This is a genomic window from uncultured Fretibacterium sp., assembly GCF_938040765.1.
Lineage (GTDB): Bacteria > Synergistota > Synergistia > Synergistales > Aminobacteriaceae > CAJPSE01.
Window position 1 is genome coordinate 1 of the sequence record NZ_CALIAA010000255.1, and the last position, 11,895, is coordinate 11,895.

Genomic DNA, 11,895 nt, shown 5'->3' on the forward strand with positions numbered 1-11,895 from the left:
GATTCTATCAAAAATAAAGAGGTGATAGGCATTTACGATCACCGTCCTGTCATGGAGAGGAATGGATTTGCGGTTTTTGAAAGGACAGTCCCTGCCCAAGACGATAATTCGCCCTATCGTGGTATGGCCCGAGACACATCAAGCTGGCCTTTGGACACGGAGGAGGATGCTTTGTCTCGGGCTCTTTCTCAGGAGGCGCAGGAGAGGTGGGCTAAATGTATTGTGAGCTGCAGCGCCCTTGAGGTCGTGCCGGATTGGCCCTTTACCCTCAGGTATCTCCGGCATTGCCGGAATCTGGGGATGGATGCGGAGGTCTGCTTTCTGGGGGATGACCTGAAGAATTTTTACGCGGATTTAAAGGGGTTCGATGTGGAGCCCCGTCGGGTCGTCCCCATGGGGTTTGACTGTATTGGCGTGGTGGGGCAGTCTTACCTTTATGATGATAATGCCTATTCTATCCTGGAGGAAGAGCGGGCAAGGTTTAAGCAAATTGAACCCGAACTGCGAGCACATAGGATACGCATCAGGAAGAAAATGCGTTTTAACGAGTATGGGCTGTTCTTGAACGCGGCAGGTGCACGATATTACGCGAAACTTCGAAGGTTGGCGATAGAGAGCGGCGTGTGCGACTTGGAGACTGACGAGGGAAAAGTCTGTGGACTGGAGGATTTCTGGCCCGAGAAGGTAGTGTGCTGCGCAAGGATAATACAATGCTCCGACTTAACACCTGCCTGACCGAAACAGTCGAACGCAATAGGACTGGGGAGCCTTAAAATTCCGATAACTCGACAGAAGAAGGGCGTTCGGGACTCCTGGCAACGAGGCGGCATGCGTAGCCTCAATCCGTCTCGGAACGTCCGTCCGTGATACGGTTTACTTGACTCGACAGCGCGGCAACGGGCAACGGACCGAAGGCTTACGGCGTTGCCGTATCGGTACGGCGTTCGGGGCCCGGCACCCCGAAGAGCTGCCCGCCTGCTTAACCCGCGGCTCGGACAACCTCATCGCGATGGACCGCGGGGGAGCGGTTCGGCCGGACGACGGGGCTGGATCCGCTGCGGGCGGAGCGGACCCATCCATCGTCGACGACTCGGGGAGGACCGCCCTGGAATACGCCCGGCGCAACCGGGGGCTGATGAACGATCCGGTGATCGAACGCCTGGAGTCGGCACGGGTCGGGATCTGACCTTCATCCCCATGGCCTGACGGCATAGCCGAAATATGGGCCGAAAAAGGGCCGCTCCCGTCCTTGGGGTGGGGGCGGCCCTGCGTGTCGAAGGGGGAGGGATTGGGGCTCAGGGCTTCAGCATGGCCTCCGAGAACCGGAGCCGCCGCCCCAGGCGGCGCAGCGCCTCCCGCGCTTCGGAGGGGAGGGCGGACTTCCGGTGTGCCTCCAGCACCTCGAAGAACAGGTTCTGTGCCCGGTAGAGGCTGAGGCGCCATTGGTGTTCGTCGACGAAGAGGACGAGCATCGCGCAGATCCCGTCCGCCGCGGCGGTGTCCCCGGGGTCGCCGCAGAGCCGCTCCATCCGCCGGTTCAGCCATTGGGAGACGGCGAAGCCGATGCGGGGAACGTCGAGCGCCGTCCTCCACCGCGCCGCGAGGCGAAGCTGCCCGCGGAGGTGCGCGACGTCGGGAACGTCGTGCTCCAGGGCGTGGACGATGTTCGATGTCAGGGCGACCTCGGCGGCCGAGGCGATGATCCGGGGCGGCCGCATCTCCAGGGTCGTCAGGTAGTCCAGGAGCGAGTCGTAGCTGCGGACGATGGAATGAACGCTCTCCTCGATCCGGGCGACGTCCTGCCGCAGCAGCTTGTCCAGGACCCCGCGCTGGGCGTCGGCCAAGATATGGCGCAGGGAGAACAGGCTGTGCCCGAAGCGCCCGACCAATCCCCTCTCGTCGGACCCGGCGAAGAGTTCGCGCAGGGCGTCCGCCTCCCCGGCCGTCACCTCCCGGACCTCCCGCTCGGGGGCGACCCCGCAGAGGATGGAGGTGCCGCCCCGATAGTTGGCGGCGAAGAGGAAGGTCTCCTCCTCCTCCGTGACCGCGGAGCGGACCCGGACCGTCCCGGCCGAGAAGGTGCAGGAGCCCGCGGCCCCCTGCGCCGGGGACTCTTCTGGGGGCGAGATTTTTCCCGAAATTGAGGCTTTTCCCGAACGCGAGGCTTTTTCCGGGACGGAGGCGGTCCCGGAGAAGCGCCAGCATCCCTCGGAGAAGGCGGGCGCGAAGCCCGGGAAGAGCGACGTGATCCCGTAGTGCGCGGCCAGCTGGGCCTTCGTGAGCCGGGCGGGCCGGACCAGCAGCTCGTAGACCCGCGCGCCGTTCCCGAGCTCGGGGATGTTGCTGGGGGCCCTCCCCAGCATCCTCAGGAACTCGGGGGCGCAGTCCCGCCCGGAGAGGTCCTTCGCCAGCTCGATGGCGCGGGCCGCGTAGCGGAGGATCTGCACCGTCTCGATGCGGGAGATGTCGTCGAAGAACCAGCCGCAGCTCGTGTACATCAGCAGGGCGGCGCGCTGCATCTCCATCAGGGAGAGGGCCCGCGTGCGCTCCGCGGGGCCGAGGGGCCGCGCGGCATGCTGCGCGAGCCAGCGCTCCACGTTCTCGGGCGAGCGGTCGGAGATGACGGCGATATAGGCGTCCCGGGCGCCCCAGGGGTCGGGGAGGAGCCCCCGGCCCTCGCGCTCGAAGATGTCGGCCAGCGAGTCCCTCAGGGCATCCAGGGCCTCCCTCAGGGGACCGCGCCACCTCTGGTGGAACCCCGGCGTCCCCGCGTTGCAGCCGCAGTCCCCCCGCCAGCGCTCCACGCCGTGGGCGCAGCTCCAGGAGGAGTTCTCGACGATCCGCACGGCGTGTTCCGGGGGAAAGAGCGCCAGGAACTCGCCGTAGACGGTGAGCTGGGCCTCCCGGGAGCGGTCCAGCGTCTCCAGGCAGTAGGCCAGGGCCATGTCCCCGTGGTCGTGATGGTGCCCGTAGGACTCCCCGTCCGTCGCGACGTGGGAGAGCACCGGGAGGTTCGAGTCCGCCGGGGCGTCGATCAGGCGATGGGCGAAGTTCTCCCCGTTGTTCAGAAGCCCGCCGAAGGCGATCTCCTGGGAGAGTCGGCCGTCGTAGAAGAACAGCGCGATGCTTTGGCCGGAGGGAAGGTCGCAGCGATAGGCGCAGCGGGTGTCCACCCGCTCCCCCCTCACGTCGCGCCAGACGCCCTCCCCGAGGGGACGGACCTCGGCGGCCTGCTTGGGGGCCAGGACGGTGAACCGGATGCCGTTCTCCGCCAGGACCTCCAGGGTCTCCGTGTCCACGGCGGTCTCGGCCAGCCACATCCCCTCGGGGGCGCGCCCGAAGCGCCTTTTGAAGTCCTCGATTCCCCAGACGACCTGGGTCCTCTTGTCGCGGCGGGTGGCCAGGGGCATGATGATGTGGTTGTAGACCTGCGCCATCGCAGGGCCGTGCCCGGAGAAGCGCTTCCGACCCAGGGCGTCCGCCTCCAGGATCGCGCGGTAGCAGCGGGGTTCCCGTTCCTCCATCCAGGAGAGGAGGGTCGGCCCCACGTTGAAGCTGATCCGCGAGTAGTTGTTGCAGATTTTGGCGATGTTCCCATCGGCATCGAGGATTCGGGACGCGGCGTTTCGGCTGTAGCACTCGGCTGCGATCCGGGCGTTCCAGTCGTGCCAGGGAGCGGCCGACTCCTGCAGTTCGACGGCCTCGAGCCAGGGGTTCTCCCTCGGCGGCTGGTAGAAGTGTCCGTGGATACAGACGTAGCGGGACATGCGAAAAAACTCCCTTCACATTGCGGTAAGAGGCAGAAGGATACGGGATTCCCCCGGCTTTCCTTTTTTGATGTTCGTCCGGGCCTTAGTCCGGGGTCTTGAGGTGAAAGACGACGATCGAGAGCGGGGGCAGGGTCAGGAGCAGCGATTGGGGGTATCCGTGGCAGGAAACGGGCTCGGCCTCCATTCCCCCCGCGTTGCCCATGCCGCTTCCTCCGTAGACGGAGGCGTCGCTGTTCAGGATCTCCCGCCAATGGCCGGAGCAGGGGACCCCGACCCGATAGGGTTCCCTGGGGACCGGGGTGAAGTTGCAGACGCAGAGGACGAACTCCCCCTCGCATCTTCCCCTGCGCAGCCAGGCGATGACGCTCTGCCGCCAGTCGGTGCAGTCGACCCATTGGAAGCCCTCCTGCAAGAAATCCAGCTCGTGCAGGGGAGGACAGGTCCTGTGGACGGCGTTGAGGTCCCGGACCCACTGCTGGAGGCCGCGGAAGTCCGGCTTCTCCAGCAGCTGCCACTCCAGCGCGGTGTTGTGGTTCCACTCGAGTCCCTGGCCGAACTCCCCCCCCATGAAGAGCAGCTTTTTCCCGGGGTGCGTCCACATGTAGCCCAGCAGGAGGCGCAGGTTGGCCCGCTTCTGCCACCAGTCGCCCGGCATCTTGTTGATGAGGGACCCCTTGCCGTGGACCACCTCGTCGTGCGAGAGCGGCAGCATGAAGTTCTCGGAGAAGGCGTACCAGATGCTGAAGGTCAGCTGGTTCTGGTGGTAGCTGCGGAAGACGCTGTCCAGGCTCATGTAGGCCAGGGTGTCGTGCATCCAGCCCATGTTCCACTTCATGCCGAAACCCAGCCCGCCCAGGAACACGGGGCGGGTGACCATGGGCCAGTCCGTGGACTCCTCGGCGATCGTCTGCACGTCGGGGAAGCGGCCGTAGACCTCGCGGTTCAGGTCCCGCAGAAAGGCGATGGCCTCGAGGTTCTCCCTCCCCCCGTGGACGTTGGGCTGCCATTGCCCCTCCTTCCGGGAATAGTCGAGGTACAGCATGGAGGCGACGGCGTCGATGCGGAGGCCGTCGGCGTGGTAGCGGTCGAGCCAGAAGGCCGCGCTCGAGATGAGGAAGCTCCGCACCTCGTTTCGGCCGTAGTTGAAGATGTAGCTACCCCAATCGGGATGGTAGCCCTTCTGCGGGTCCTCGTGCTCGTAGAGGGCGGTGCCGTCGTAGCGGGCCAGGCCGAAGTCGTCGGTCGGGAAGTGGCTCGGCACCCAGTCCAGGACCACGGCGATCCCGCTCTGGTGCAGGGCGTCGATCAGGGCCATGAGGTCCTCGGGGGTTCCGTAGCGGCTGGAGGGGGCGAAGTACCCCAGGGTCTGATACCCCCAGGAGCCGTAGAAGGGGTGCTCCATCACGGGCAGCAGCTCGACGGCGGTGAAGCCCATGTCCGCGCAGTAGCGCGGGAGCTCCGCGGCCAGCTCCCGATAGGAGAGCGACAGGCCGTCGTCCCAATGGTGCTTCCAGGAGCCCAGGTGCACCTCGTAGACGCTCCAGGGCGCGGAGAGGGAGGTCGCGGAGGCGCGGCCCTCCATCCAGGCGGCGTCCTGCCACTCGTACTCGGGCCAGTGGACGACCGAGGCGGTCCGGGGCGGAACCTCGAAGGCGCGGGAGAAGGGGTCCATCTTGTCCTTGTGCTCGCCCCGGCTGTTCAGGATGTGGAACTTGTAGAGCGTCCACCTCTCGAGCCCCGGGACGAAGCCCTCCCAGATCCCGCTGTCGTCCCAGCGGGCGGCCAGGGGGTGTGCCTCGGGGTCCCATCCGTTGAAGTCCCCGACGACGCTCACCGTTCGCGCGTTGGGGGCCCAGACGGAGAAGGCGATCCCCTCCGTCCCGTCCTCGGCGGTGTGCTTCTGCGCCCCCATCTTGTCGTAAAGGGTATAGTGCGTCCCCTGCTTGAACAGGAAAATGTCGTAGTCGGACAGGGTCGAAACGCCGTACTGCACCGCATGGGTCCTCTGCATGGCCGTTTCCTTTCCCCGGGGGCTCCGCGCCCCGGACACTTCAGATCAGGGCATAGTGCTCCAGCCTGCGCCGCACCTCGTCGCGCCCCAGATGCACGGCGACCTCGAAGATGCCGGGGCTGACCTTCATCCCCGTGAGGGCGAAGCGCAGCGTCATCGCGTAGTCCTTCATCTTCACCCCGTGGTCGGCGACCCAGCGTCGGGCGGCCTCCTCCAGGTTCTCCGGCGTCCAGTCGGGCAGGGAGAGAAGGACTCCGAAGAAGTCCCTGAGGCCGGGCCGAAGGTCGTCCGGGACGGCGTCCGCCGAGTAGCGGGCCTTCACGGGCTCGAAGGACACGAAGTAATCCGAGAACTCCGCCATCTCCCGGGCCGTCCGCCCCCGTCCCTCCATCAGGGTGAGGGCCCCGGCGAGCCAGGCGTCGTCGTGGTTCTCGACGGGCAGCCCCGCCTCCAGCCAGAAGGGCCGGACCATCGCGAGGCGGACCATGGGGTCGAGCCGCTTGAGGTGCTCCTGATTGATGAAGTTGAGCTTGTCGGGGTCGAACACCGCGGCCTTGCGGGTCACCCGAGACAGCTCGAAGAGCGAGGCGGCCTCGCCGCGCGTGAAGATCTCGCGGTCCTCCCCGGCCGACCAGCCCAGGAGCGCCAGGAAGTTGAACACGGAGTCCGGCATGTAGCCCATGTCCCGGAACTCGTAGACGCTCGTCGCCCCGTGGCGCTTGCTCAGCTTCTTCTTGTCCCTGCCCAGGATCATGGGCAGGTGGGCGAAAAGCGGGACCTCCCAGCCCAGGGCGCGGTAGAGCAGGATCTGCTTGGGCGTGTTCGAGATGTGGTCCTCGCCGCGGATGACGTGGCTGATCGCCATGAGGTGGTCGTCGATCACGACGGCGTAGTTGTAGGTGGGCATCCCGTCGCTCTTGATGAGGACGATGTCCTTGAGGGCGTCCGAGTCCTTCTCCCTCAGGCCGTCGCTCGTGGTCTCGATGCGGCCGTAGACCACGTCGTCGAAGGAGAGGTCCTGCCCGGGCAGGACCTTGAAGAGGATCGCCTCCCCGTCCCGGTAGGCCCTGCCCTCCGCGACGAGCCGCCCGGCGTGCTCGCGGTAAAGGTCGAGGCGCTCGGACTGCCGGTAGGGGCCGTAGTCCCCGCCCCGGTCGGGCCCCTCGTCCCAGTCCAAGCCCAGCCAGTTCATGCCCGACATGATGGTCTCCTCGTAGGCCGCGGTCGACCGTGCCCGGTCGGTGTCCTCGATGCGCAGGATGAACCGCCCGCCGGTGTGCCGGGCCCAGAGCCAGTTGAAGAGGGCGGTATGCCCGCCCCCGATGTGAAGCGCCCCCGTGGGGCTCGGAGCGAAGCGCACCCGTACTTCCTGTTTCTCTTTACGATTTTGTGCAGTCTCTGCCGAAGTCATGAACGTCTGTCCTCCACGCCGATGGTTTTGCGGCCGTACGTCCCGCGGTCCCCGAACGGCCCCGAGAAGGATGAAGGGTACAGAAAACTCGAGGAAGAACGGGGCCGGGGAGAAGAAGCCTCACGGAACAAATCATTATAGCGCAAAGGCGCCGAAGAGGCGCGGTCCGCCCCTTTCGCGCCGGTTCCCTAGCCGTCCCCGGCCATCTCCCTCAGCCCCTCCTCCAGGGAGACGCGGGGCCGGTAGCCCAGGACCCTCTCCGCCCGCTCGACGGAGGCCAGGGAGTGCGGGATGTCCCCCGGCCGCGGCGGCTCGCGGCGCACGGGGACGTCGGCCCCCTGCGCGAAGATCGCGCGGATTTTCTCGAGAAGCTCGCCAAGCGTCGTCCTTTCCCCGCAGGCGATGTTGAAGACGTGCCCCGGGGCCTCCGGACTCTCCGCCGCCGCGGCCAGCAGGTTGGCCAGGACGACGTTGCGAACGGAGCAGAAGTCGCGCGTCGCGGACCCGTCGCCGAAGATCACCGCGTCCTTTCCGCTCCTCACGGCGTCGATCCATCGCGGGATCACGGCGGCGTAGGCGCCGTTGGGGTCCTGCCGGGGCCCGAAGACGTTGAAGTAGCGGAGCCCGACGGTCTCGAGGCCGTAGGCCCGCGTCCAGAGCTCCGCATAGAGCTCGTTGACCGCCTTCGTCAGGGCGTAGGGGGAGAGGCAGCGCCCCGGCATGTCCTCGGACTTGGGGAGCCGGGGGTCGTCGCCGTAGACCGCGCTGGACGAGGCGTAGACGACGCGCCGGACGCCCTGCGCGCGCGCTCCCTCCAGGACGTTGACGAAGCCCTCCGTGTTGACGGCGCTGAAGGCCAGAGGCCGTTCCATGGAGAGGGGGACGGAGGCGAGGGCCGCGTGGTGCAGGACGAAGTCGACGCCCTCGCAGGCCGTGCGGCAGAGCTCCGGGTCGGCGATGGAGCCCTCGATGAAGCGGAACCGGGCCTCCGCACCCTCCCCCGCTCCGGAGAGGGCCAGGACGAGGTTGCGGCGGTACCCGGCGCTGAGGTCGTCCAGGCCGACGACCTCCTGCCCCGCCGAGAGCAGCGCCTCGGCGAGATGCGAGCCGATGAACCCCGCCGCCCCGGTCACGAGCCAGCGGCGGCGCTTCCCCAGTTTCGGCCCGAACGCCTCGAGCAGGGCCGAATAACGATAAACGTCCGAAACGGTCTTGGCATTTTTATCGCACATCTTGTCTCAATTCCCCTCTGTGCCGGTTTCGTACGGCGGCGGTGCGCCCAGGTCCAGCGCGGCGACGTGCCAGGTCCCGTCCCCGGCCATGGCCGAGTAGTACAGCCTTTCGGTCCCGTCCTCCATCGGCACGATGGAGGAGCGGTATATCCTTTTTTTCTCGAAGAAGTAGCCGGGCTCGAAGGGCTTCCCCTCGACGTTCCACGAGAGCCCGCCGTCCCCGCTCCACCCCCACAGGAGCTCCGCGTCGACCCCGCGGTCCCTGGCCGCGGTCAGCAGGAGCCGAAGGCGGCCGCCCTCCCCGGAGACGTCCAGGTGCCAGGGAGACTTCAGGGGGAAGGGGGCCGCGATCTCCGTTCTGACGGGGGCGCTCCAGTGGAGCCCGTCGGGGCTCGTGCGCCGGACGATGAAGCGGTCCCCCGCCTCGCAGTCCACGGTCCAGAGCACGCGGGTCCCATCCAAGACCAGGGCGCTGGGGGACAGGAACTTGCGGTCCGACCCCGTCGGCAGGCGTTCGCTCAGCACCGCCTCCGGGGGGCTCCAGACGACGCCGTCCGGGGAGGTCGTCAGGAGGATGCGGTTCTCCGTCTCGCCGGTGTTGAGGACCGCGGTCCAGCGGTAGTAGAGATGGAGCAGTCCCTCGTGGAGCAGCAGCGAGGGATCGGAGTGGAACTCCCTGCGGATCTCCCTGCGGGACGGCTCGACGGGAACCCGGGCCAGGGGGTTCCGCAGACCCTCGGGAACCTGCCAGCGCAGGCCGTCCCGGGAGACGTAGAACTCGGGGTTCTCGAAGTAGTCGGTCCCCATGGGATAGGGGGTCGCCGCCATCAGCCAGGTCCAGCCGCCCTTCCCCCATCCTCCGGGCACGTGCAGCACGTCGGGATGGGCGGCCTCCCCGGACCCCTCGGAGGTGGGGAGGTTCAGGAGCGTCGGGAGGTGCCGGACGTCCCCGCGCAGCCTGAGGAAGGGGGAATGGAACACGCGCTTCGGATTGTTCTCCTCCAGGCGCCGCTCCAGCCCCGGGATGCGGACGTTCATCCTCCGAAGCCCCTTCTCCGCCTCGCGGAGAAGGGAGTACAGGAGCTGCTGGGGCGTTTTCCTCTTCAGGGAGAGGACGGCCAGTATCAGGAGGAGGACCGCCGAGGCCACCGTCACCGGTTGGGCTCCTCTCCGGCCGGCCCGGTCAGCTCCCCGAAGGTCGCGAGCGCCCGGTCCGGCGTGATGTCCGCCAGGCAGTCCTGGGGGCAGGCGTAGTTCCGGCAGCCCGCCAGGGGGCAGCTCACCCGGACCTCCCGGAACCACGGCATCCGGAAGTTCATCTCCCAGGCGTCCGTGACGCCGAAGAAGCCCAGGGTGGGGGTCCCCGTCAGAGCCGCGAGGTGCAGCGGGCCGGTGTCGTTCCCGACGGCGGCCGTGCAGGACCTGGCGACGGCCGCCATCAGGGGGAACGGCGTGCGTCCCACGAGGTTCAGGACGGAGGGGCTTCGCAGCGCCTCCTCGATCGCGCCCGCCGTCTCCGCCTCCCTGGGGCCGTGTCCGTTCAGGACGATGCCCCATCCCCCGGCGGCCAGGGGGCGCAGAAACTCGATCCAATGGGCGACAGGCCAGAACTTCTGCGGTTTGCTGGCCCCGATGATCGCGAGGAGACGCCTTGGGGGGAGCGGGGCCAGAAGGGAGCGCGCCCGCTCCAGGTCCTCCTCCGCGGCGAAGATCGCGGGCTCGGGGCGGCTGGTGAAATCCACTCCCAGCGCGTCCAGGTACTCCCAGTGGGTGGTGGTGTAGGCGAACTGCATGCCGCTGTTGTAGCCCAGCCGGATGGGGGCCTTGCTGAAGAGCGCCGTCAGGGCGGCGGCGCCTCCGCGGTGCAGGCTGATCAGCCACTGGTAGCGTCCGCGAATGCTCCGAAGGAGCCGGAAGAAATCCCAGGGGCTCTTCCTGACGTTCCAGAAGAGGAGATCGTCGATGTAGGGCTGTTTCCCCAGGATGTCTCCGTACTCGGATCGGGTCAGGAACGTCAGCCTGACGCCGGGGTAGGCCCTCTTGAAGGCGCAGGCCGAGGCCGCGCTCTGGAGCACGTCGCCGAACGCGCTGAAACGAATCCACAAAACCCTGTCCCCGTCCCGGGGACGAACGATGCTCATCGGTCGAGTACCTCTTTTCCTGTCGTCACGAATTCCGGGTCCGGCCCAGGAGGACGTCCTGCCAGGCGGACACGGAGCGCTCCACGGAGAACCGCTCCGCCGCGGTCTGGAGCGTCTTTCGGGGGAGCGGGGCCCGGAGCGTCCCGCGCATGGCCTCCGCCATCGCCGCCGCGTCGCCGACGGGGACCAGCCGCCCCCATCGCCCCCCCTCCAGAATCTCCCGCGGGCCGCTGGGGCAGTCCGTCGAGACGACGTTGGCGCCGCAGGCCAGGGCCTCCACGAGGACGTTGGCGAACCCCTCGCATCGCGAGGAGAGCACGAGCGCGTCGGCCCTCGCCATCCAGGCGTAGGGGTTCGGCTCGAAGCCCGCGAAGTGGACGTCCTCCGCTATGCCGAGTTCCGACGCCAGGCCCTCGAGACGCCCCCTGTCCGGACCGTCCCCCAGCAGGACGAGCCTTGCCTCCGTGTCCCGGGTAAGCATCCGGAAGGCCCGCAGCAGATCGTCGTACCCCTTGAGCGGAATCAGGCGTCCAACCGCCAGAAGGACGGGCGCGCTCCCCGGACGCAGCCAGGGATGCCCGACGGGCTCGGCCGCCGCGGCCCTCAGGGAGGCGTCCACGATGGGATTGTACACGACCCGGATTTTTGACGGCGGGACGATGCCGAGTCGCACGAGGTCGTCCGCCGTGCCCTGAGATACGCAGACGCAGCACTCCGCCTGGCGGTAGAGGAACCGGGCGCGCATCCTGCGGCGCCAGCGGTGAAAGGGAGCGTCGTTCGCCATGCGCGCGCCGAAGGTGCTGTGCTCCGAGGCCACCAGGCGGAAGGGAAGGCGCCTCAATATCTTGCTCCACGCCGCCAGGAGGTTCGTCATGTGGCCGAAGGAGACCACGGTCCCCGGCCCCTCGGTCCCGAGGCAGGCGGCCAGCTTCGAGCCGGGGTGGAGCAGGGCGAGGGGCTGGCTGGTACAGCCCAGTTCGTCCACTCGGACCCTCGGCGAGAGGAGCGGACGGAATGCGCCTCCTCGGCGCAGGACGGCGCAGACGACATCCATCCCCCTTTCCGCCAGCCCGTTGGCCAGGTTGACGACGACGCGCTGGATGCCCCCGACCTCGAGGTCAGAGCAGAGAAGGACGATCTTCTGCGAGCCCGCCGCGCCCACTCGGGACCCCTCCATGTTCAGCCCTCCCTAGCCCCGGCCTCCCGGGCCGCGGAAAAATTTCTCAGGCAGCCTGCGTCGGCTCCCGTTCGTTCCTTTTATTGTACAGGATGAAGCCGCTCCCGTGCGGACCGGCTTCATCGGGCGCATCTGCCCCTCATGTCTCGGACC

At 67.5% G+C, this 11,895-nt stretch carries 9 protein-coding genes; 2 read left to right on the top strand and 7 right to left on the bottom strand.

The window, feature by feature from the left end:
- Together Q0176_RS08835 and Q0176_RS08840 are read left to right on the top strand one after the other, a co-directional pair.
- A partial coding sequence (locus tag Q0176_RS08835) for a hypothetical protein (RefSeq protein WP_299301703.1) occupies positions 1 to 735 on the top strand: 735 nt, incomplete at its 5' end.
- Positions 736 to 1,009: 274 nt separating this feature from the next.
- Entirely contained in the window at positions 1,010 to 1,186 is a 177-nt protein-coding gene (locus Q0176_RS08840; RefSeq protein ID WP_299301707.1) for a hypothetical protein, read from the top strand.
- Positions 1,187 to 1,295: 109 nt separating this feature from the next.
- Here Q0176_RS08840 and Q0176_RS08845 read toward each other — a convergent pair whose 3' ends face one another.
- From Q0176_RS08845 to Q0176_RS08875, 7 genes are all read right to left on the bottom strand, one after another.
- Entirely contained in the window at positions 1,296 to 3,767 is a 2,472-nt protein-coding gene (locus Q0176_RS08845; protein ID WP_299301710.1) for a DUF3536 domain-containing protein, read from the bottom strand.
- A gap of 85 nt (positions 3,768 to 3,852) precedes the next feature.
- A complete protein-coding gene (gene glgB, locus Q0176_RS08850; RefSeq protein ID WP_299301713.1) occupies positions 3,853 to 5,781 on the bottom strand; it encodes a 1,4-alpha-glucan branching protein GlgB in 1,929 nt (642 codons plus the stop codon).
- Positions 5,782 to 5,821: 40 nt separating this feature from the next.
- Positions 5,822 to 7,192, bottom strand: a complete 1,371-nt coding sequence (gene gltX, locus Q0176_RS08855) for a glutamate--tRNA ligase (protein WP_299301716.1) — start codon at positions 7,190 to 7,192, stop codon at positions 5,822 to 5,824.
- A 188-nt stretch (positions 7,193 to 7,380) separates the two neighbouring features.
- The gene (locus tag Q0176_RS08860; protein ID WP_299301718.1) at positions 7,381 to 8,424 is read right to left on the bottom strand and encodes an NAD-dependent epimerase/dehydratase family protein; all 1,044 of its coding nucleotides are present in this window, start codon (positions 8,422 to 8,424) and stop codon (positions 7,381 to 7,383) included.
- Between the two features lie 6 nt (positions 8,425 to 8,430).
- A complete protein-coding gene (locus tag Q0176_RS08865; RefSeq protein ID WP_299301721.1) occupies positions 8,431 to 9,579 on the bottom strand; it encodes a hypothetical protein in 1,149 nt (382 codons plus the stop codon).
- The gene (locus tag Q0176_RS08870; RefSeq protein WP_299301724.1) at positions 9,576 to 10,565 is read right to left on the bottom strand and encodes a glycosyltransferase family 9 protein; all 990 of its coding nucleotides are present in this window, start codon (positions 10,563 to 10,565) and stop codon (positions 9,576 to 9,578) included. Before Q0176_RS08870 ends, Q0176_RS08865 begins: the two co-directional genes overlap by 4 nt.
- 25 nt (positions 10,566 to 10,590) lie before the next feature.
- Positions 10,591 to 11,742, bottom strand: coding sequence for a glycosyltransferase (locus Q0176_RS08875; RefSeq protein ID WP_299301727.1), 1,152 nt, complete (start codon positions 11,740 to 11,742; stop codon positions 10,591 to 10,593).
- Positions 11,743 to 11,895: the final 153 nt, after the last annotated feature.